This is a genomic window from Paenarthrobacter sp. NPDC091711 (assembly GCF_044756605.1).
Taxonomy (GTDB): Bacteria; Actinomycetota; Actinomycetes; order Actinomycetales; family Micrococcaceae; genus Arthrobacter.
This window is the reverse complement of sequence record NZ_JBIVTF010000010.1, coordinates 121,903-141,747: the sequence shown is the minus strand read 5'-3', so window position 1 is coordinate 141,747 and position 19,845 is coordinate 121,903. Positions and strand designations below refer to the sequence as shown.

At 63.0% G+C, this 19,845-nt stretch carries 20 protein-coding genes; 12 read left to right on the top strand and 8 right to left on the bottom strand.

Going from position 1 to position 19,845, the window contains the following annotated elements; genetic code table 11:
- Positions 1 to 17: 17 nt before the first annotated feature.
- The 5 genes from ACIQH5_RS15715 to arsB form a co-directional block, all read right to left on the bottom strand.
- Positions 18 to 1,268 carry an Nramp family divalent metal transporter gene (locus ACIQH5_RS15715; RefSeq protein WP_400405001.1) on the bottom strand — a complete coding sequence of 417 codons (1,251 nt, stop codon included), beginning with the start codon at positions 1,266 to 1,268 and terminating at the stop codon, positions 18 to 20.
- A 116-nt stretch (positions 1,269 to 1,384) separates the two neighbouring features.
- On the bottom strand, positions 1,385 to 2,758 hold the full coding sequence (locus ACIQH5_RS15710; RefSeq protein ID WP_400404999.1) for an FAD-dependent oxidoreductase: 1,374 nt from the start codon (positions 2,756 to 2,758) through the stop codon (positions 1,385 to 1,387).
- Between the two features lie 50 nt (positions 2,759 to 2,808).
- Entirely contained in the window at positions 2,809 to 3,786 is a 978-nt protein-coding gene (gene trxB, locus ACIQH5_RS15705; protein WP_400404997.1) for a thioredoxin-disulfide reductase, read from the bottom strand.
- Positions 3,787 to 3,809: 23 nt separating this feature from the next.
- Positions 3,810 to 4,232 carry an arsenate reductase ArsC gene (locus tag ACIQH5_RS15700; RefSeq protein WP_400404994.1) on the bottom strand — a complete coding sequence of 141 codons (423 nt, stop codon included), beginning with the start codon at positions 4,230 to 4,232 and terminating at the stop codon, positions 3,810 to 3,812.
- A 15-nt stretch (positions 4,233 to 4,247) separates the two neighbouring features.
- Positions 4,248 to 5,348, bottom strand: coding sequence for an ACR3 family arsenite efflux transporter (arsB, locus tag ACIQH5_RS15695; protein ID WP_400404992.1), 1,101 nt, complete (start codon positions 5,346 to 5,348; stop codon positions 4,248 to 4,250).
- Positions 5,349 to 5,457: 109 nt separating this feature from the next.
- Between arsB and ACIQH5_RS15690 the strand changes: the two genes are divergently transcribed.
- Entirely contained in the window at positions 5,458 to 5,814 is a 357-nt protein-coding gene (locus ACIQH5_RS15690) for an ArsR/SmtB family transcription factor (RefSeq protein ID WP_400404989.1), read from the top strand.
- 50 nt (positions 5,815 to 5,864) lie between these two features.
- Positions 5,865 to 6,347 carry a GNAT family N-acetyltransferase gene (locus ACIQH5_RS15685; protein ID WP_400405069.1) on the top strand — a complete coding sequence of 161 codons (483 nt, stop codon included), beginning with the start codon at positions 5,865 to 5,867 and terminating at the stop codon, positions 6,345 to 6,347.
- A 39-nt stretch (positions 6,348 to 6,386) separates the two neighbouring features.
- On the opposite strand, the gene ACIQH5_RS15680 is transcribed toward ACIQH5_RS15685, so the two are convergent.
- The gene (locus ACIQH5_RS15680; RefSeq protein ID WP_400404987.1) at positions 6,387 to 8,561 is read right to left on the bottom strand and encodes an MMPL family transporter; all 2,175 of its coding nucleotides are present in this window, start codon (positions 8,559 to 8,561) and stop codon (positions 6,387 to 6,389) included.
- Between the two features lie 165 nt (positions 8,562 to 8,726).
- Between ACIQH5_RS15680 and ACIQH5_RS15675 the strand changes: the two genes are divergently transcribed.
- From ACIQH5_RS15675 to ACIQH5_RS15655, 5 genes are all read left to right on the top strand, one after another.
- Positions 8,727 to 9,248: a MarR family winged helix-turn-helix transcriptional regulator gene (locus tag ACIQH5_RS15675; RefSeq protein WP_400404985.1), complete on the top strand. Its 522-nt coding sequence runs from the start codon at positions 8,727 to 8,729 to the stop codon at positions 9,246 to 9,248.
- Between the two features lie 29 nt (positions 9,249 to 9,277).
- The gene (locus ACIQH5_RS15670) at positions 9,278 to 10,093 is read left to right on the top strand and encodes a methyltransferase domain-containing protein (protein WP_400404982.1); all 816 of its coding nucleotides are present in this window, start codon (positions 9,278 to 9,280) and stop codon (positions 10,091 to 10,093) included.
- A gap of 123 nt (positions 10,094 to 10,216) precedes the next feature.
- Complete coding sequence (locus tag ACIQH5_RS15665; RefSeq protein WP_062068338.1) at positions 10,217 to 10,576, top strand: YciI family protein; 360 nt, start codon at positions 10,217 to 10,219, stop codon at positions 10,574 to 10,576.
- On the top strand, positions 10,577 to 11,800 hold the full coding sequence (locus ACIQH5_RS15660; RefSeq protein WP_400405068.1) for an RNA polymerase sigma factor: 1,224 nt from the start codon (positions 10,577 to 10,579) through the stop codon (positions 11,798 to 11,800).
- Positions 11,801 to 11,818: 18 nt separating this feature from the next.
- Complete coding sequence (locus ACIQH5_RS15655) at positions 11,819 to 12,802, top strand: aldo/keto reductase (protein ID WP_400404979.1); 984 nt, start codon at positions 11,819 to 11,821, stop codon at positions 12,800 to 12,802.
- 37 nt (positions 12,803 to 12,839) lie between these two features.
- Here the strand turns inward: ACIQH5_RS15655 and ACIQH5_RS15650 are convergent, their stop codons facing one another.
- Positions 12,840 to 13,931: a DNA polymerase IV gene (locus ACIQH5_RS15650; protein WP_400404977.1), complete on the bottom strand. Its 1,092-nt coding sequence runs from the start codon at positions 13,929 to 13,931 to the stop codon at positions 12,840 to 12,842.
- A 139-nt stretch (positions 13,932 to 14,070) separates the two neighbouring features.
- Here ACIQH5_RS15650 and ACIQH5_RS15645 point away from each other — a divergent pair, with 139 nt between their 5' ends.
- Positions 14,071 to 14,694: a LysE family transporter gene (locus ACIQH5_RS15645; RefSeq protein ID WP_400404974.1), complete on the top strand. Its 624-nt coding sequence runs from the start codon at positions 14,071 to 14,073 to the stop codon at positions 14,692 to 14,694.
- Between the two features lie 44 nt (positions 14,695 to 14,738).
- A complete protein-coding gene (locus tag ACIQH5_RS15640; RefSeq protein WP_400404972.1) occupies positions 14,739 to 15,092 on the top strand; it encodes a hypothetical protein in 354 nt (117 codons plus the stop codon).
- A 28-nt stretch (positions 15,093 to 15,120) separates the two neighbouring features.
- Here the strand turns inward: ACIQH5_RS15640 and ACIQH5_RS15635 are convergent, their stop codons facing one another.
- On the bottom strand, positions 15,121 to 16,164 hold the full coding sequence (locus ACIQH5_RS15635; protein ID WP_400404969.1) for a LacI family DNA-binding transcriptional regulator: 1,044 nt from the start codon (positions 16,162 to 16,164) through the stop codon (positions 15,121 to 15,123).
- 211 nt (positions 16,165 to 16,375) lie between these two features.
- Here ACIQH5_RS15635 and ACIQH5_RS15630 point away from each other — a divergent pair, with 211 nt between their 5' ends.
- The 3 genes from ACIQH5_RS15630 to ACIQH5_RS15620 are packed head-to-tail and all read left to right on the top strand — an operon-like array spanning position 16,376 to position 19,808.
- The gene (locus ACIQH5_RS15630; RefSeq protein WP_400405066.1) at positions 16,376 to 17,413 is read left to right on the top strand and encodes a nucleoside hydrolase; all 1,038 of its coding nucleotides are present in this window, start codon (positions 16,376 to 16,378) and stop codon (positions 17,411 to 17,413) included.
- Positions 17,413 to 18,855, top strand: coding sequence for an MFS transporter (locus ACIQH5_RS15625; protein WP_400404966.1), 1,443 nt, complete (start codon positions 17,413 to 17,415; stop codon positions 18,853 to 18,855). Before ACIQH5_RS15630 ends, ACIQH5_RS15625 begins: the two co-directional genes overlap by 1 nt.
- Positions 18,852 to 19,808 (top strand): ribokinase, encoded by a 957-nt coding sequence (locus tag ACIQH5_RS15620; protein WP_400404963.1) that lies wholly within the window; start codon positions 18,852 to 18,854, stop codon positions 19,806 to 19,808. The genes ACIQH5_RS15625 and ACIQH5_RS15620 overlap by 4 nt, the downstream gene beginning before the upstream one ends.
- Positions 19,809 to 19,845 lie beyond the last annotated feature (37 nt).

Here is a 19,845-nt window from a genome sequence, read left to right as displayed (position 1 = left end):
ACCGGCGACCCGGCAGATCAGGACTGGCCGGAAAGCGTCAGGGTAATGAGCACGATATTGAGTCCCACAATCAACGTGGCGCTGGTCCAGCCTGCGATTTTTAGGGCCTTGGAATCTGTGTGAATACCCATCACTTCCCGTTTGCCGGTGAGACGGATCAGTGGGATCAGGGCGAAGGGGATGCCGAAGCTTAAGAGCACTTGGCTCAGGACCAGCGCAAGGGTCGGCTCGATGCCTGCGCCCAAGATCACCAATGCTGGAATGAGCGTAATAACCCGACGAGTGAGCAGCGGGATGCGGACTTTTAGCAACCCACCCATGATGGTGGCTCCGGCGTAGCAGCCAACCGAGGTTGAGGCCAGGCCGGAGGCAAGCAACCCGACGGCGAAGATGACGCCTATGGCCGGTCCCAGCGCCGACGTCACTGCTGCGTGTGCACCCGCGATCGTGTCCGTTCCCTCGATGCCGCGCAGGCTGGAGGCGGCAAGCAACAGCATCGAAATATTCACCACGCCGGCCAACAACAGGGCGCCCGCGACGTCGAATCGTGTTGCGCGGATCAGCCGGGTCCGAACGGCCGGGTCCTCCGAAAAACCATGACGATCCCGGGCCAGGGCCGAGTGGAGGTATATCGCATGGGGCATCACGGTGGCTCCGAGCATGCTCGCGGCCAGCAGCACAGTGTCCGTACCCTCGAAGCGGGGCACCAGCCCAGCCAAGGCGCTTCCGGCATCCGGCGGATTGACGAACAATCCCGACACAAATCCGACCGCGATGACACCCAGCAACACCAGGATGGCGTACTCGAAGGACCGCTGTCCCCGGCGTGACTGCAGCGCCAGGAGCAGCATGGACGCCACGCCGATGATGACTCCCCCGGCAAGCAGCGGAAGCCCGAAAAGCAGGTTTAACGCCACCGCCCCACCAATAACCTCGGCCATGTCCGTGGCACCGGCGACGATCTCAGCCTGTGCCCAGTAAAGGCGCCGGCGCTTGTTTCCCAGCCGCTTGCCAAGGATTTCGGGAAGGCTCATTCCCGTCGCCAGGCCCAATTTGGCCGACTGATACTGCACCAGGACAGCCATGGCATTGGCTACCACCAACACCCAGACCAGCAGGTACCCGTAGTTGGCGCCGGCAGTCAGGTTCGCCGCTACGTTCCCGGGATCCACATAGGCGATGGCGGCAACGAATGCCGGGCCCAGCAGCAAGAGCCGTGACCACGCCTTGCGCGGCTCACGACGTGTTTCGAGTGTTGGCGCAGCCATGGTCATCCTCATCATCGGGGCATTCTGATATGAGGATAGCGGAAATTTAGGCGTACCGAAAAGTAGATCTTAGGCAGCCCGACGAGGGACGCATTGGGCCGCCTGTTTGACCTGGGCTAATTTTCGTCGGAGCGGCCATGTGCCAACCCCGTGGGAATCCCGATCAGCACCGGTTCTGGAGTTGAGCAGCACCCGTCCGCTGCCTCCGCTGCCGGCGGCGCCAACGCCGGTACGTCACAGCTGGTGCCGGCGTCGGCTGAGCACACGCCGGTTTCCGGAAGCTCCAAATGAACAATGTCCGCGGCCGCATGGTCCCCTGCGAGCGCGGCAGCCACCGACCGGACCTGCTCGTACCCCGTTGCCAGCAAGAAGGTTGGCGCCCGGCCGTAGGACTTCATGCCCACAATGTAGAAATCCTTCTCCGGATGGGCGAGCACCTTTGCCCCATGGGGCGGGACAGTGCCGCAGGAGTGGAACTCCGGATCAATGAGCGGCGCCAGCTCCGTGGGGGCTTCGACGGCGGAGTCAAGACTAAGCCGGAGCTCCCTGAGCATGGTGAGATCAGGACGGAAGCCCGTACAAGGTACGACGATGTCCGTCACCACTGTGCGGCCGTCGCCGGAGGTTACGGTGACGCCTCGCTCGGAGTCTGTCAGCTTGCTGATACCGAAACCCGTGTGCAGTTCTATCCGCCCCGCGTCCACCAGCCGGCGAAGCCTGGATCCGAGCTGTCCGCGTGCAGGCAGACCGTCCGCATCGCCACCCCCGTAGACCTTGTCCGGAGCAACTCCCCGCACAGCCCAGAGGATGCGCGTATCCGGTTCCTGCTTCGCCAGCTCCGAAAGACTGATCAACGTGTTGGCCGCAGAGTGCCCTGCTCCGACCACCAAGACGCGCCGGCCAGCGAAGGTAGCGCGGTCACGCCCGGCAACGTCCGGCAAGGGTGAGGAGATCCTGCGCGCTGCCTGTTCTTCTCCAATTGCCGGCAGACCGGACGTTCCCAGGGGATTTCGGGTAGACCACGTGCCGGAGGCGTCGATGACTGCTGACACCGTGTAATCGCGCAATTCCCCGGTAGATTGCTCAACGCGAACAATAAAGGGTGTTGTATCCCTGTGGCGCACATGGGTCTTATCCATGCCCTGACGGGTGACGGCCAGGACCCGGGCGTTCGTGTGGAGCCGGGAAGCTAGCTCCGGTGTTGCTGCCAAGGGAGCCAGATAGTGATCGATGATTTCCCCGCCGTAAGGCAAAGCCGTCAGCCGAGGCGACTCCCAGCCTGTCGGCGTGAGCAATCGGACTGCTGCGGCGTCGAGGTTGAAGCGCCACGGAGAGAACAACCGGATGTGGCGCCACTGCTCCATGGCGGCACCCGCGGTGGGGCCGGCTTCGAAGATCACCGGCTCCAGCCCGCGTTCGAGCAGATGGGCCGCTGCGGCTAATCCGATAGGGCCCGCGCCGATGATGGCCACGGGAAGGTTGTCATTCATGGTTAGTCGTTCCTCCGCTGGGAAAATTCCTGGAAGTTGGTGCGCTTAGCTCAGAAGTGTGTGGGCTCTTCGACCAATGCGGTTGCAATGCTGTCTGCATCGTCCAAGGCAGCCAGATACCGCTCGGCGTCCAGGGCAGCCGAGCATCCTGTGCCCGCCGCTGTAATGGCCTGGCGGTAGCGGTGATCCACGGCGTCGCCGCACGCGAAGACACCGGAGAGGTTGGTCAAAGTGGTTGGCGAGGCCACCTTGATATAGCCCTCGGCATCGAGGTCCACTTGTCCTTCCACCAGTTCTGTCCGCGGCAGATGACCGATGGCTACGAAGATTCCTGTGGCAGCCTGCTCTCGGGTTTCACCGGTACGCGTGTCCTTGAGTGTCACGCCAGTGACCTTCGTATCCCCATGAATGGCCGTAATAGCCGAGTTCCAGGCAAAGGTGATCTTGGGATTGTCCTTGGCACGCTGCGCCATGATCCGTGACGCGCGCAGCTCACCCTTCCGGACCACCACGGTGACGGACTTTCCGAAGCGTGTCAGGAACGTTGCTTCTTCCATGGCGGAGTCGCCGCCGCCCACCACAATGATGTCCTGCTCGCGGAAGAAGAAGCCGTCGCAGGTGGCACACCATGACACCCCGTGCCCGCTCAGTTTCTTCTCTTCCGGCAGCCCGAGCTCCTTGTACGCGGAGCCCGTGGCGAGGATGACCGCAGGCGCCTCGTGACTCTCCCCCGCTCCGGTGACCACCCGTTTGAGATGACCCTTCAGATTAACCTCAGTGACGTCGTCGAACACTATGCGGGCACCGAACTTCTCAGCTTGCTCCTGGAGCCCGTCCATCAGCTCCGGGCCTTGTATCCCGCCAGGGAACCCGGGAAAGTTCTCCACTTCCGTGGTGTTCATGAGGGCGCCGCCGGCAGTAACAGAACCGGCCAGTACCAACGGATTCAGCCCGGCACGGGCGGCATAGATGGCCGCGGTGTAGCCGGCAGGGCCGGACCCGATGATGATCAGTTGTTCATTGCTCATGGGACTCGCTCCTGGTGGTTGGATTATTTTGCCGCTGGGGTCAACGAGGTGATCAGTTTCTCAATGCGGGCTTTGATGTCGTCGCGAATGGGCCTGACAGCGTCCACTCCCTGTCCGGCGGGATCTTTAAGGACCCAGTCCTCGTAGCGCTTGCCGGGGAAGTAGGGGCATTCGTCGCCGCAGCCCATGGTGATGACAACGTCCGACTCCTTGACGGCCTCTGTCGTGAGGACTTTGGGGATCTCGGCCGACATATCGATACCCAGTTCAGCCATGGCTTCAACGGCAGCCGGATTGACCTTGTCCGCGGGCTGGGAGCCAGCAGACCGAACCTCGATGGATCCCCGGGAGAGAGTGGTAAGGAACGCAGCGGCCATTTGCGAGCGCCCTGCGTTGTGGACGCAGACGAAAAGGACGGAAGGCTTCTTTACGGAATCGGTGGTCATGAATTTCCTCGACGGTCAGGCAGCTATATGGGTGGGGGTGAAATAGCGCTTGCGTGCCCAGAGGGCTACATACACAAGTGCAACAAGGACGGGTACTTCAATCAAGGGTCCAACAACACCAGCCAGGGCCTGACCTGAAGTGACGCCGAAGGTTCCGATCGCTACAGCGATGGCAAGCTCGAAGTTGTTGCCCGCAGCGGTAAACGCCAGCGTGATGGTCTTGGCGTACCCCAGATTCAGCAAGCGGCCAATGACCATTCCGGCAGTGAAGACCACAACGAAGTAGACCAACAACGGCAAAGCGATGCGAAGAACGTCCATCGGCTTGGACATGATGGTCCCGCCTTGGAGCGCAAACAGGAGCGTGATGGTGAAAAGGAGTCCGTAGAGCGCCCAAGGACCAATCCTTGGCAGGAAGTTCTTCTCGTACCATGGGCGACCTTTGGCTTTCTCACCGATGACGCGGGTGAGCAGGCCCGCGAGCAACGGAATGCCCAGGAAGATCAGCACGGAGAGCGTTATGGCCCAGAAGGAGAAGTCGGCGGCCGTGGTGGGAAGTCCCAGGAGGGAGGGGAGCCACTGGAGGTAGAACCAGCCCAAAGCCCCGAAGGCGATCACTTGGAAGACGGAATTAATAAACACCAGAACGGCGGCAGATTCACGGTTCCCACAGGCGAGGTCGTTCCAGATCATAACCATGGCTATGCAGCGGGCCAAACCGACAATGATCAACCCGGTCCGGTACTCCGGCAGGTCCGGGATGAACACCCAGGCAAGGGCAAACATGAAAGCTGGAGCCAGCACCCAGTTGATCACCAAGGATGTGACCAGCAGCTTTCGATCAGCCAGCACACGGTGCGCTTGGTCATAGCGCACCTTGGCAAGGACCGGGTACATCATCACCAAGAGGCCTATGGCGATAGGCAAGGAGACCTCACCGATCTTCACGGCCTCCAGCGCGGTATTCAAGCCTGGAATCAGGCTCCCCAGCAGAAGGCCCAGCGCCATGGCTGCGACGATCCACACCGGCAGTAACCGGTCCATGGCCGAGAGGTTACCAGCGGCGTCGGGGCCGGCGGCACTCTGCCGGGCCGGGGTTTGCGTTGGGGTGCTCACTGAACTCCAGACGGTGTTGTGGTGTGATCGAAGACCATAGATTGATGAACTTCGATATGAGTATGTCCGCCTATATCGATGATTGTCAATGTGTGTGCATAATGGATGCATGAACCCCGGGGAAACGCTTGAGCTGTCACCAGTGGATGCAGACGCGTGCTGCGAGCCGTCAGGGCACCCGTCCATCGACGACTACGAGGCACAGCTGAGGGCATCAGTGTTCAAGGCCCTCGCAGACCCCAACAGGCTGCGCCTCTTGTCCATCGTCAAGAGTTCAGAGGGCGGCGAGGCGTGCGTCTGCGATCTCACGGAGCCCCTGAACCTGGGGCAGCCCACAGTGTCCCACCACCTGAAGATTCTGGTGGATGCCGGCCTCCTCCACCGCGAGAAGCGTGGGACGTGGGCGTACTACTCGCTGGTCCCCGGGTCCATTGAACGGACCACCGGCCTGCTGGAAAGCCTGTGACCAGTCAAGCGACCACCGGCCTGCGCCCCAAAGAAGTCCCCATCCGGCCCATGACAGCGGATGACTGGCCACGCGTCAGGGAGATCTTCACCGCAGGCATCGCGTCCGGGCACGCCACTTTTGAAGCCGCCGCCCCGGAGTGGGAGCAATTCGATGCAACCCGGCTCAAGGAACACCGCCTCGTCGCCGAGAGGGAGGGCCAGGTTCTGGGCTGGACCGCCGCTTCCCCAGTGTCCTCGCGGGCCGCTTACTCGGGCGTTGTGGAGCATTCCATCTACGTCGCCGGAGAAGCCCGGGGCCTGGGTGTCGGGAAGCGCCTCCTCCGGGCACTCATTGCGTCCACCGAGGACGGGGGTATTTGGACGATCCAAGCCAGCGATTTCCCCGAGAATGCAGCCAGCCTCAGGCTCCACGAAGCCCACGGGTTCAGCGTTGTGGGCCGGCGGCATCGAATCGCCCGCATGCCGCACGGACCCCTCGCCGGGCAGTGGCGGGACACCGTCCTGATTGAGCGCAGATCCTCCGTATTGTAGATCCTCGCTTCGGCACAGGAATCCACCCAGGACTGACGGCTACCGTCCTACCGGCGCCTCTTCCTCCTCGCGCGGCGTCACCGAAGCTGCGGAAGACTCCCTACCCAGCTTGCCGGGCCACCAGATCTTGCTGCCGATGTCGTACGCCAGCGCGGGAACCAGCAGGGATCGGACCAGCACGGTATCCAGCAGCACACCGAACGCCACGATGAACGCCAGCTGGACCAGGAACATGATGGGGATGACGCCCAGGGCTGCGAACGTGGCCGCCAGGACCACGCCGGCTGAGGTGATCACGCCACCGGTAACGGCCAGACCCCGTAGGATCCCCGGACGCGTCCCGTGCTTCAGCGATTCTTCGCGGACTCGACTCATCAGGAAGATGTTGTAGTCCACCCCGAGGGCCACCAGGAACACGAAGCCGAACAGAGGCACCGTGGCGTCGGCCCCGGAGAATCCGAAGACGCCGTTGAACACCCATGCGGAGACACCCATCGCGGCACCGTAGGACAGGACCACGGATAGGACCAGCAGCACGGGTGCCACCACGGAGCGCAGCAGGAGCATCAGGATGAAGAGGATGACCACCAGCACGATCGGGATGATGACCACCAGGTCCCGTTGGGCCGTGGTGTTGGTGTCCAGCGCGGTTGCTGTCACGCCGCCCACCAACGCTGCGGAATCAACTTCGCGAACGGCAGAGCGCAACGACTTCACGGCCTCTTCGGCCTCAATCGAGTCTGCCGCAGAGTTCAAGGTGGCATTGATGAGGACCCTGCTGTCGCGTACTGCGGGCTCAGCGGGAGCGCCGGGGGCACCGGTGATGGGAACGGAACCGTCAGCCAGCAAGTAAGCGTCACCCACGCCGTCGGCCGCTTTGACCTTGTCCAGGACCTGCTGCGCGGAAGCTTGTGAGGCGACCACGACGGCGGGGCTGCCGCTGCCGGCGTCGAAGTGGCGCGCCAGCGCCTCCTGACCGTCCACGGCGTCGGATGCGGAAAGAATAACGTCCGTCTGCGGAACGCCGTTGGCTTTCAACTGCATGAGCCCGGTGGAGGCGACCAGGAGAAGCAGGACCGAAGCCACCCACACCACGCGCGGCCGCTTGGAGACCAGACGACCCGTGGCGCGCCACAGACCCTTCTGCCCCTCAAGGCCGGTGACGATCTCCGGTTCGCGTTCGTCGTCGGGCAGCAGCTTGGGGCGGAAGGGCCAGAAGGCCGCACGGCCAAGCAACGCCATGAGCGCGGGCAGGAGCGTGAGCGCAGCGAAGAGGGAGCAGAGGATTCCGGCGGCAGCTACAGGTCCCAGCGCCTTGTTGGAATTCAGATCGGAGAACAGCAGGCAGAGCAGGGCGATGATGACGGTGGCACCAGAGGCGAGGATCGGCTCGAACGAGGCCTTCCACGCCGTGATCACGGCCTGCGTGCGGTTGGTGGTGTGCGTCAGGGCCTCCCGGAACCGCGCCACGAACAACAGCGCGTAGTCGGTGGCAGCGCCAATGACCAGGATGGACAGAATGCCTTGGCTTTGGCCGTTCAATTGGATCCAGTCGGCCTTGGCCATTCCAAACACCAGCAGAATCGCGGCGCACAGTGCAAAGACCGAGGTGAACAGCACTGCGATAGGCAACACCACTGAACGGTAAACCAGCAGCAGAATCACGAAAACGGCACCAAGGGCAACCAGCAACAGAATGCCGTCAATCCCGCCGAAAGCGTTGACAAGGTCCGCGGTCAAGCCTGCCGGACCAGTAACGAACGCCTTCATGCCGTCGGGAGCGCCGGGCTGCACCACGTCTCGCAGCTCCTGGACTTTCTCGCGCAGCTCATCGGAGGACGCCATGGGAACAACGAACTGAACGGCTTTGCCGTCCTGTGACGGGATGGGCCCGACGACGGCGCTCCCCAGCTTAAGTGCCTCGATGTCGGCTTTCAGCTGGGCTGCTTCTCCAAGTTGAGCCGGGGTGAAGGACGCATCGCTCTTGACGATGACTATTGCCGGGATCTCTTCGGAGTCCCGGAATTTGGCCTGCCAGTCACCGGCTTCCGTGGCTTCAGCGCCGGCGGGAAGGAAGGAGGCTTGGTCGTTGGAGGAGACCTCTTCCAACCGACCGAAGGTTGGGCCGCCGATTCCTGCGATGCCCAGCCACGTGATAACCAGCACCACCGGTATCAGCCAGCGAAGCCAGAACGGTACTTTCCGCGAGTTCATGTGTCCTTCTTCTGTGGGGGTGCTTGAGGGCTTTATTCCATCATAGATTATCTCTATGATGGAACTATTCCAATACCGGAGTGCCAGAAATGCCGGATTCCAGCATCCCTGGGAGTAATATCCGGAAGGCAGTAATCACGAGACAACGCGGGCAGGAGGGCGGACATGTCGGACCCAGCAGTCCCGCGCCGCGAGGCGAGCCGCCCCGAGAACGCGGCTCCACAGGAACTCGTGCGGCTCCTTCAGGACTTCACCCTCGAAGCCAACCACTATGTGGATGCAGCGGGTGGCCGGAATGACATGCACCGGACCGACTTGAACGCTCTTGCCGTCATCATGCGCCACTCCGCCGCGGGCAAGGTGGTCACCCCCGGCGTCCTGCGCGCTGAACTCCGGCTCAGTTCCCCTGCCACCACGGCATTGGTTGATCGCCTGCACGCTTCCGGGCATGTGGTGCGCGAGCGTCTTGGCACGGACCGCCGGCAGGTCCAGCTGCAGATGACCCCCAAGGCTTACCGGGACGGAAGCGCCATGTTCATGCCCCTCGCCATTCGCATGGGTAAGGCAATGTCCGCTTACAGTGCCGAGGAACTGGACCTTGTGACCAGGTTCATGACTGACATGGTGGAGGCCACTCTCGCCGCACGCGAAGAAGCGACCCAAGCTGACGCGACGCGTTCCACCTAATTCCACCTTCCAAGTTGTAGCGTTTCCCTATGAACGCGCAGCAGCCTGAAGATGTCTATACCCACGGGCACCACGAGTCGGTTGTCCGGGCCCATGCCTCACGAACGGTGGAGAATTCGGCCGCGTTCGTGATTCCCCACCTCACCCCCGGCACATCAGTGCTGGACGTCGGGTGTGGACCAGGCAGCATCACGTGCGACTTCGCGGGGCTGGTTGCGCCGGCGCAAGTGATCGGATTGGACCGGTCCGCGGATATCGTCGCCCAAGCCACCGAACTGGCTACGGACCGTGGCGTGGACAACGTGACGTTCCAAACCGGCAACATCTACGATCTTGACTTTGAAGACGAAACCTTCGACCTCGTCCACGCCCACCAGGTCCTCCAGCACCTGACCGACCCCGTCGCGGCCCTTCGCGAGATGCGCCGCGTAGCGAAACCCGGGGCGATCGTTGCCGTGCGCGACGCTGACTTCCACGGTATGAGCTGGTATCCCGAAGTCCCCGAGTTGGACGACTGGATGGAGCTCTACCAGAAGATCGCCCGACGCAATGGAGCAGAACCCGACGCCGGCCGTCGCCTGGTTTCCTGGGCCCAACAGGCAGGTTTCACCCAGGTGGCACCCACAAGCAGCAACTGGCTCTACGCCACCGCCCAGCAACGTTCCTGGCAATCCCGGGTCTGGAGCGAACGGGTGCTGCACTCAGCTTTCGCCGAACAAGCCCTCGAATACGGCTTCGCCAACGAGGCCGACCTCGCCCGGATCGCCGCGGGCTGGCACCGCTGGGGAGTCACCGAAGACGGCTATTTCCTCATTCCCAACGGAGAAGTCATCGCCCGGGCCTGAACTTTCCAAAAGGGCGACTGAACTCTTTCAAAAAAGTTTGCCCCACCATGTAGAAATGCCCGCCGCAGTTCCGACCCATGAGTGAAAGCACCCACAAAGGGCGCTCCTCACAAGGAGTTTGAGATGAAATACATGATCATGATGTTCGGATCGGCCGAGGGCATGATGGAGACCGCTGACCCCGCATGGATCCAGGAAATGATCGGGTTCATGATCCAGATCGACAAGGACCTCACCGAGTCCGGGGAAATGGTGTTCAACGCAGGCCTGGCCGACGGCAGCACCGCGAAGCTGGTCAAGCAGACTCCCGACGGTGTCATCACCACGGACGGGCCCTACGCCGAATCGAAGGAGTCACTGGTGGGCTACTGGGTGGTTGATGTGGCCAGTGAGGAACGCGCGGTGGAAATTTGTTCCAGCATTGTGAAGTACGCGCAGGTGGTTGAGCTTCGCGCAGTTCAGGAAGCGCCTCCGGAGGTTTAGCTGGATTCGTCGCCTAACGCACGTTTAGAGGACCTGCTGCGCACCTTGGCGCCGCAGGTCCTCGGCGTGCTGGCGCGCCATCACGGCCAATTCGATGCTTGCGAGGATGCCGTCCAGGAAGCACTCCTCGAAGCCTCCCAACGATGGCCAACCGCGTTGCCGGACAACCCACGAGCATGGTTGCTGGCCGTCGCCAACCGCCGTTTGGTGGACTTTTATCGAAGCGAAAGCGCCCGACGAGCCCGCGAGGAACGCGTTGCTGCCATGGACGTCGACTTCTCCTACAGCTCCGTTTCAGAAGCGGACGACACCCTCACCCTGATGTTCCTGTGCTGCCATCCGGCGCTCTCCGCGCCATCACAACTCGCGTTAACGCTCCGGGCAGTTGGAGGACTCACGACGGCGGAAATCGCCTCGGCTTTCCTGGTTCCCGAAGCGACCATGGGGCAGCGAATCAGCCGCGCGAAACAGGGGATCCAGAAGGCGGGAGCCACCTTCACCATGCCGCCGCCTTCCGAGCGCAAGGCGAGGCTCGGCGTCGTACTTCACGTCCTGTACCTGATCTTCAACGAAGGCTACGCGGCAAGCTCGGGTCCATCCCTGCAGCGCGAAGAGCTCACCACTGAGGCCATCCGCGTGACGCGCCTGCTGGTGGCCGTTGCGCCGCGTGAGCTTGAGGCCACCGGACTACTGGCATTGATGCTGCTGACCGATTCCCGGCGTGCGGCACGTGCTCTGCCGGACGGAACACCGGTGCCGTTGGCGGAGCAGGACCGAAGCCTGTGGAATCGGGAGCAGGTTGAGGAGGGCATCGCACTGTTGTCCTCCGTGCTCGGGCGTGGGGCGGCTGGGCCGTATCAACTTCAAGCCGCCATCGCTGCCGTGCATGCGGAAGCGCCCTCTGCTGCCGAGACCGACTGGCCCCAAATTCTCGCGCTGTACACAGTCCTTGAAGCCGTGGCACCCAGTCCTGTGGTCACGCTGAATCGCGCGGTTGCCGTGGCCATGGTGCATGGACCGGCCGCGGGTCTGGAGTTGCTGGTAGGACTGGATGCAGCGCTGGGCCGGACGCACCGGTTGGACGTGGTGCGTGGCCATCTACTGGAAATGTCCGGCTCCTACGCCGAAGCCCGCGCAGCGTACCTTTCCGCCGCCAAAAAAACCGGAAGCCTGCCGGAACGAAAGTACTTAATGGGAAAGGTAGCGCGGATGGACGAGCAGTGACCCCATATAGTCGAATCCATGGAACAACGCATACTTGGCAAGACCGGCCGGGCCGTCTCCACCGTCGGACTGGGCACATGGCAACTCGGAGCCGACTGGGGTTCCGTCACGGAAGAGGACGCCCTTGCAGTCCTGGAAGCCTCGGTGGAAAGCGGCGTCAATTTCTTTGACACCGCAGACGTCTACGGGGACGGCCGCAGCGAACAGTTCATTGGACGCTTCCTCCGCACCCACCCGGACCTGAACATTACGGTGGCCACCAAGATGGGCCGCCGCGTGGATCAGCTCCACGAAAATTACACTCTGGAGAACTTCCGGGCGTGGACCGAGCGCTCACGCCGAAACCTGCAACAGGACACCCTGGATCTGGTTCAACTGCACTGCCCTCCCACGTCCGTCTACAGCAGCGACGAAGTCTACGACGCACTGGACACCTTGGTCAGCGAGGGTGCAATCCGCAACTACGGCGTCAGCGTCGAGCGGACCGATGAAGCCCTCGAAGCCATCAAACGCGGGAACACTGCATCCGTGCAGATCATCCTCAACGCCTTCCGCCTCAAGCCCTTGGATGAGGTTCTGCCCGCGGCCAAGGAAGCTGGCGTAGGTATCATCGCCCGCGTGCCGCTGGCCTCCGGTTTGCTGTCCGGGAAGTACACGCCGGATACCGAGTTCCCGGAGAACGATCACCGCAACTACAACCGCGACGGGTCTTCCTTCGATGTTGGTGAGACGTTCTCCGGCGTCGATTTTGCCACCGGTATCAAGGCCGCCCAGGATTTCAGCGGGTTGGTTCCCGACGGCGTCACCACCGCGCAAGCGGCCCTCGCCTGGGTCATCGCCCAGGACGGTGTCACATCAGTTATTCCCGGTGCACGGTCCTCTTCCCAAGCAGCGGCAAATGTTGAAGCGGGTGGGCTGCAGACTGTGGGCGAAGGCTTGGCTGACGGGGTTCGGGACATCTACGACCGCTACTTCCGCGAAGCGATTCACCCGCGCTGGTAGCTGCAGGGCCGCCGTCGGGCGTTAGCGTTCGACGGCGTCACCAGCCGCTGCGCGTCGGCGTGTGTCCCTTACGGGCCTCCTCGGGCATGGACATCTCTGCACGCAGGCCGAGGAGCCTGATGGGACGGTCCGGTTCGATCTTCGCGGTGAGATCCAAAGCCTGCGCCAGGACTTCCTCGCGGTCGAATGACTCGCGGATCTTCCTTGCGTAGGTTTTTGTGAAGAACGGCTTGTAACGCACCTTGAGCGTCAGCCCGACCACCGGCCGGCCCTCGGCCGCCACGTCCTCGAGGACGCGAGCGGTCAACTCCTTGATGGCGTCGCTGATCTGGGCGGGTTCTGTCAGGTCCTGTTGAAAGGTTGTTTCGCGGCCGTGTGCCCGAGCCACCCACGGAGTGTCATCCACCTCGCTGGAGCCTTCCCCGCGTCCCAGCTGCGCGTACCAGGGCCCCATCTTGGGCCCAAACTCCGGTACCAGTTCCTGCGGGTCGATTGCTGCAAGCTCAGCCACCGTGGTGATGTGATGCTTCGCCAAACGCTGTGACACTTTGGGGCCCACGCCCCACAATTCCTTGGTGGGCTTGTCACCCATAACCTCCAGCCAGTTCTCTTGGGTGAGCCGAAAGGTGCCGGCAGGTTTGCCGAAATCCGTCGCGTTCTTGGCGCGGACCAGCGTGTCGCCGATGCCCACGCTGCAATGCAAGTGGGTTTCCTCCAGGACAGCTTTTTGTATCTGCCGGGCATAGGCTTCCGGGTCCTCCGTGGTCACGCCGACGAAGGCCTCATCCCAACCGAGGACCTGAACCGTGGCCCCGGGTTGCGCGCGAAGCGTGGCCATCACCACCTCCGAGGCCGCAAGGTAGGCCTCCTGATCGACGGGCAGGATGATGGCGTCGGGCACCTTCCGGGCTGCGATCCTCAGGGGCATGCCGGAACCGACGCCGAACGCCCGGGCTTCGTAGGACGCGGTGGACACCACGGCCCTTTCCCTGGGATCTCCCCTGCCACCCACGATGATCGGCTTGCCCGCAAGTTCAGGCCGTCGAAGGACCTCGACGGCAGCAATGAACTGGTCCAGATCAACGTGCAGGACCCACGGGATTCCGCTCACGGCACCAGTTTGCCCCATGGCGTTGCTTCCTGACCCTCTTTGATCTGGGTTGCCGCCATAATCAACCCATTCCGGGTGCATTCCAGCAGTTCAGCCGCCAAAGAGGGTGGGGAAGCAACGCGTCCGGACCACCCACCTCACGGGCATAAGCTGAGATGTGCAGTTTTCACTTTGGCTGGCCCTGGTTGGTGCCGGCACCTTGATCAGTTTCACTCCCGGCGCCGGTGCCATCTTCACCATGAGCAACTCGCTCAATTCGGGCTTCCGGCGCTCCATCTGGGGCATTCTCGGACAGCAGGTGGCTCTGGTCATCCACATCGTCATCGTGGCCCTGGGCGTCGGCGTGCTGGTGTCCAACTCGCCAGTGATCTTCAACGTTATTCGTTATGCCGGCGCGGCGTATCTGGTGTACCTCGGCATCCGGCAGTTTCTGCACAAGCCGGACCTGGACAAGGAAGACGTTGCGGACAAGAAGAACGAGTCCGCCCTCTCCATGTTCCAGCGCGGCATCTGGGTGAACCTGCTGAATCCCAAGGCAATCGTCTTCTTCCTCGCGTTCATGCCCCAGTTCATCAGGCCGGACCAGCCGCTGCTCCAGCAATACGCTGTGCTGACAGCCACGGTCTTGTTCATCGACATCATGGTGATGTGGTTCTTCTTCGCCCTTGCCGCCCGGTCCTTCCAGCGGTTTACCCACGACCAGCGCGGCCAAACCATCCTCAACCGCATCTTTGGCTGCTTGTTTGTCCTCGTGGGCATCCTGCTGGCCGTCATCCACTAGCCCCAGCAGCGCAGCAGCAAGACGCGGCTGCTACCGTCGAAGCCATGGAACCGGACTGGATCGTACACCGACGAGCGGATGACCGTGAGCACGTGGGCTGGATGAAACCTGTTGACGATGGATTCGTGGCCATTGATCTGCTCGGACGTCCACGGACCGATGTTGTGGACTGGCTAAGCGCGGAGGAAACTCTTGACGAGCTCGGGCTTCGCTACCTTGCCGACCCGCACGAATTACTGCTCGACGACGGCGCGTGGCTGCGTGTGCGGATCGCGGAAGTCACTGCGTCGGCGGTGCGGGTGAAGAAAGAAGATTGGGGCGACATGACGGCGCCCCAGATCTATTTCACGGTGCCGAACCCCGTCTCGGAAGAGCAGCTGCGCCCACTCCTCCCCTAGCCCCGCTCCTCCGTAACATTGCCCAGTACTAACTGAGCGACGTAGATCCGCGCACCACCAGCGTGCTCTCGAGGGTCACGTGCGGTTCATCCAGCGGCAGGCCTTCCATGAGTCCCCGCAATTGCTCACCCGCTTTACGTCCCAGGGGCGTTGCTGGCAGGTGGACACTGGTGAGGCTGGGGTTGCTGGTGGCCGAGTAGGGCAGGTCATCGAAGCCTGCCACGGCCAACTCCTCGGGAATCCGGACACCCTCAACGCGGGCTTCCTGCAGCACGCCATAGGCATGCGTATCGGTACCGCAGACGACGGCGGTAACCCCTTGCCGCTGCCACTCCGGCCACGCTTCGGCGAAAGCGGCAGCGGCAGCACCGACGTCGATCGGGGTGCTGATGACGTGCCCGTCTGCCACTGAAAGACCACACGCAGCTGCCTCAGTCAAGAAGGCTTCGCGGCGCAGCTGGAAGGTGGTTGTACCTGTCACGCCGTCCACGTAAGCGGCGCGGGTATGCCCGGACGACGCCAAATGCCGGGCAAGTTCCCGCGCGCCCTGGGCAACATCGAGGTTCACGGACGGCGCGTATGACTCGAGGCCCGGGGCGTCCAACAGCACCAGGGGTCCTGCAGCGGACAGGTCTTCCAGGAATTCCGCACTGGGGGCGCCCACCAGGAGGCCGGCGGGCCGGAGTGCCAGCAACTTGCGGACGTCATCAGCCTGCGGTGACTCACCGGCGTCGGTCACTGACAGCAGCAACTGGTACTGGGAGCCCAGCGACTCCCGAACCCCTGCGATCACGTTGGCGAAGAACGGGTTGGACACGTCCGGAGTTACCAAAATGACGATGGAGCTGACCCCGCGGGCCAGGGAACTGCCGATGCTGTCCACCACGTAGCCAAGCTCGGAAATGGCTGTGCGGACCCGGGAAATGTTGTCGTCGGACACGCGCCCCTGGGTTTTGCCGTTCGCAACCAGGGAGACGGTGGCCGTCGAGACTCCTGCTCGCGCGGCCACCATCGCGGCCGTCACGCGCGGCGAACGTGGCGCGCGGGCAGGGCGCCGATCCAGGGATTCCATGCATCGATCGTAGCGTTCATGAACCGCTCTGACCTGCGAGAAGGCATCAAGCGCTTGACGTTGCGACTCGAGTTGCGGCGCCGGATCGACGTTAAGCGTTTGACGTAACCCACAAAGCAGTGCCAGAATTCCCCTGAATGCTTAGCGCCCTGCCCCGGGCAAGTACCTGGCAGGCCCCAATGACGTGGAGAGAACCGTGGAACCCAACACCATGACACCGGCACGCAAGAAGATCATTCTTGACTGCGACCCTGGCCATGACGACGCCGTGGCGTTGCTGCTGGCACACGGCAACCCGGACATCGAGCTGCTCGCAGTGACCACTGTGGTGGGTAATCAGACCCTGGAAAAGGTCACCCGCAACGCCCTATCAGTGGCCACGATTGCCGGCATCACCGGCGTCCCCTTCGCCGCAGGTTGCGATCGCCCCTTGGTCCGCACCATCGAAACAGCCCCCAGCATCCACGGTGATTCCGGGATGGACGGCCCGGAGCAGCCCGAGTCCGCTATCGAGCTGGACCCGCGCCACGCCGTCGACCTCATTATTGAAACCGTCATGGCACACGAGCCGGGCACGGTCACTCTGGTCCCCACAGCGGGCCTCACCAACATCGCCATGGCTGCCCGCAAGGAACCCCGCATCGTTGAGCGCGTCAAGGAAGTTGTCCTCATGGGCGGCGGATACCACGTAGGCAACTGGAGCGCCGTTGCGGAGTTCAACATCATCATTGACCCCGAAGCAGCGCACATCGTCTTCAACGAAAAATGGCCCGTTGTCATGGTGGGACTGGACCTGACGCACCAGGCGCTGGCCACGGATGAAGTCGTCCGGAAAATAGCCGAAATCGGCACCAAGCCGGCCAAGTTCGTCATGGAACTCATGGACTTCTTCCAGAAGACGTACAAGGACGCCCAGGGCTTCGACTTCCCGCCGGTGCACGATCCCTGCGCTGTTGCCTACGTCATCGACCCCACCGTCATGACCACCCGCAAGGTCCCCGTGGACATTGAACTCCAGGGCAAGCTCACTCTCGGCATGACCGTGGCCGACTTCCGCGCGCCCGCGCCGGAGGACTGCCACACCTCCGTGGCTGTGGACCTGGACCACAAGAAGTTCTGGGATCTGGTCACCGATGCGATCGTCAGGATCGGCGAACCAACGCTCGACGGCGGCGCTGACGCCGCCTCTGTTGCTGAGGCTGAAGTCAGTGCCACCGCAGAGGCCATCCTGGCTGGAGAGGCAAAGTAATGTCCGCCCTCCCAGAAACCAAGTCCTCCCGCGGCAACGTCACCGCCCTCATGGTTGCCCTGTTGGCAGCCTGCGTGGCCTTCCAGCTCAACGCCTCCATGCTCAGCCCGGCCCTGGTGACCATGGGCAACGAACTCAACACGGATCAAGCCACCATCGGCCTGTCCCAGACCTGGTTCTTCACCGCTGCCGCCCTGTTCTCCCTCTTCCTCCCCCGCCTGAGCGACATCGTGGGCAGGAAAAAGATCCTCGTCGGCATGATGCTCCTCATGGCTGTCGGCTCCGTCATCGCAGCCATGGCGCCGGACGTCACGTGGCTCTTCGTGGGCCGCATCATCCAGGGCGTCAGCGGCCCTACCGTTCCGCTCTGCCTGATCATGCTCCGGTCAGCGGTCACTAACCCGCGCAAGTACGGCACCCTGATGGGCCTCATCACGGCAGTCAACGGCGGCGTGGCCGGCGTCGACTCCTTCGTGGGCGGCTACTTCGCTGAGAACTTCGGATTCCGCAGCATCTTCTGGCTCATGGTCGCGCTTGCCCTCGTAGCCACAGTCCTCATCGCTGTTCTGGCCGGCGAGAGCAAGCCCGCCGCCGGCACCACCATGGACTGGCTGGGCGTGTTCTTCATCGTCATCGCAGTGGGCGCCCTGCTGACTGCCCTGAACGAAGGCGCCAAACTTGCCACGGCTTTCGACGCCGGCACCTTGACCCTGGCGATCGCGCTCACGGTGGCTGCCGCCGTCGCGTTCTTTGCGTTCTGGACCGTGGAGAAGCGCGCGAAGCAGCCCATGGTGGAAACCGTGCACCTGCGCCAGCGCTCCACCTGGGCCCCGCTGTTGACCACCACCTTGACCATGACCGGCATCTTCGCGGTCATCAACGGCATAGTCCCCGCGTACGTTCAGGCTGCAGATCCCGGCTTCGGTGTGGGCCCCACGGAGATGTCGCTCATCATCCTCACCCCGTACGCCCTCCTCGGCTGGCTGTTCGGTCCCATCAGCGGCCGCCTGGCACCAGTGCTCGGCTACACCAAGGTGCTGCGCATCGGCCTGCTCGGGAGCCTCGTGGCCTTGGCCATCATTGCGTTCTTCGGCCTCAACAACCTGCCCATGATGATTGTGGGCACGGCCTTGCTGGGCATCATGTACGCCGGTACCGTCAACATCATGCTGAACGGACTCGGCGTGGTTCTCTCGCCCCAAGGCAACCCGGGCTTCCTCCCCGGCATGAACGCGGGTGCCTTCAACCTTGGCGCCGGGCTGAGCTTCCTGGTTCTTCCGGCAGTCCTCGTGGCCACGGCTTCGCTCAATGATGCCAAGGCCTCTTATCTGACGGTGGTTGTGGTTGGTCTGGCCATCACCCTCGCGGCCTTCGCAGCCTCGCTCCTGATCCCCAAACCGGTGGACGCAGAAGTGACCGAAACCGAAAAGGTGACCGCATGACCAGCGCACCCAAGGCGGGAATCGTCGTCGTAGGCTCCCTCAACGCAGACCTCACCATCTACTGCGACCGGCTCCCCCACCCCGGCGAGACGGTCCATGGCAATGGTTTCGCCGTCAATCCGGGCGGCAAGAGTGCCAACCAGGCGGTGGCTGCGAGCAAGCTCGGCGGTCAGGTCAGCCTGATCGGCGCGGTGGGTGAGGACTCCAACGGCACCATGCTCCTGGACTCGACGGCCAGCGCCGGTGTGGACGTTTCCCGCGTCCGACGCTCCGACGTCGCTACCGGCGTCGCAGTCATTTCGGTGGATTCCAGCGGCGAGAACAGCATCATCATCTCGGCCGGCGCCAATGGCACGCTCAGGCCTGCGGACGTTACGCCCGACGCCTTCCAGGATGCGGCCGTGGTGTGCCTCTGCCTGGAGGTGGAGACCGATACCGTGATTGCCGCCGCCCAAGCAGGGCACGACGCCGGAGCCACAGTCCTGCTGAACCTCTCGCCTTACGCGGAGGTGCCTGAGATTTTGGCCGACTTGAGCGATGTGCTCCTGGTGAACGCCCACGAGGCCTCGCTGTTCCTGGGCTCGGAAGCGGATGTACCCGACGCCGACGCAGAGGCCGAGGCCTGGGAACCTGTCCGGAGCCAGTTCGCCGACCGCGGTTTGCAGCGTGTACTGGTGACCCTCGGCGCGCAGGGTTCCGTAGTGCTCGATTCCTTGGCCGGCGGTACCGAAGACCAGATCACCCGCATTGCCCCAACCCGGGTTTCAGCCGTTGACACCACGGGGGCGGGCGATGCATTCACTGGTGCTGTGGCTGCGCGGCTTGCCGCCGGGGAATCCCTTGCCGACGCCGCAGCGTTTGCCTCGGTAGCGGCTGCGTTGGCTGCAACAAAGAAGGGCACGCAGGCCGCGTACCCAACCATCGCCGACGTCGAGAAGCTGCGGGACGCTTAGTCCCAGGGCTGCACCCAACTGGGTCGCAGATCAGGCC

Bases quoted from the DNA above. Each gene is read 5' to 3' on its own strand.
- ACIQH5_RS15650 (WP_400404977.1), bottom strand. From the start codon at position 13,931: ATGGGGCAAACTGGTGCCGTGAGCGGAATCCCGTGGGTCCTGCACGTT.
- ACIQH5_RS15620 (WP_400404963.1), top strand. From the start codon at position 18,852: ATGACCAGCGCACCCAAGGCGGGAATCGTCGTCGTAGGCTCCCTCAAC.
- ACIQH5_RS15685 (WP_400405069.1), top strand. From the start codon at position 5,865: ATGACAGCGGATGACTGGCCACGCGTCAGGGAGATCTTCACCGCAGGC.
- ACIQH5_RS15630 (WP_400405066.1), top strand. From the start codon at position 16,376: ATGACACCGGCACGCAAGAAGATCATTCTTGACTGCGACCCTGGCCAT.
- ACIQH5_RS15675 (WP_400404985.1), top strand. From the start codon at position 8,727: ATGTCGGACCCAGCAGTCCCGCGCCGCGAGGCGAGCCGCCCCGAGAAC.
- ACIQH5_RS15665 (WP_062068338.1), top strand. From the start codon at position 10,217: ATGAAATACATGATCATGATGTTCGGATCGGCCGAGGGCATGATGGAG.
- ACIQH5_RS15635 (WP_400404969.1), bottom strand. From the start codon at position 16,164: ATGGAATCCCTGGATCGGCGCCCTGCCCGCGCGCCACGTTCGCCGCGC.
- ACIQH5_RS15640 (WP_400404972.1), top strand. From the start codon at position 14,739: ATGGAACCGGACTGGATCGTACACCGACGAGCGGATGACCGTGAGCAC.
- ACIQH5_RS15710 (WP_400404999.1), bottom strand. From the start codon at position 2,758: ATGAATGACAACCTTCCCGTGGCCATCATCGGCGCGGGCCCTATCGGA.
- ACIQH5_RS15700 (WP_400404994.1), bottom strand. From the start codon at position 4,232: ATGACCACCGATTCCGTAAAGAAGCCTTCCGTCCTTTTCGTCTGCGTC.
- ACIQH5_RS15625 (WP_400404966.1), top strand. From the start codon at position 17,413: ATGTCCGCCCTCCCAGAAACCAAGTCCTCCCGCGGCAACGTCACCGCC.
- ACIQH5_RS15715 (WP_400405001.1), bottom strand. From the start codon at position 1,268: ATGGCTGCGCCAACACTCGAAACACGTCGTGAGCCGCGCAAGGCGTGG.
- trxB (WP_400404997.1), bottom strand. From the start codon at position 3,786: ATGAGCAATGAACAACTGATCATCATCGGGTCCGGCCCTGCCGGCTAC.
- ACIQH5_RS15680 (WP_400404987.1), bottom strand. From the start codon at position 8,561: ATGAACTCGCGGAAAGTACCGTTCTGGCTTCGCTGGCTGATACCGGTG.
- ACIQH5_RS15670 (WP_400404982.1), top strand. From the start codon at position 9,278: ATGAACGCGCAGCAGCCTGAAGATGTCTATACCCACGGGCACCACGAG.
- ACIQH5_RS15690 (WP_400404989.1), top strand. From the start codon at position 5,458: ATGAACCCCGGGGAAACGCTTGAGCTGTCACCAGTGGATGCAGACGCG.
- ACIQH5_RS15655 (WP_400404979.1), top strand. From the start codon at position 11,819: ATGGAACAACGCATACTTGGCAAGACCGGCCGGGCCGTCTCCACCGTC.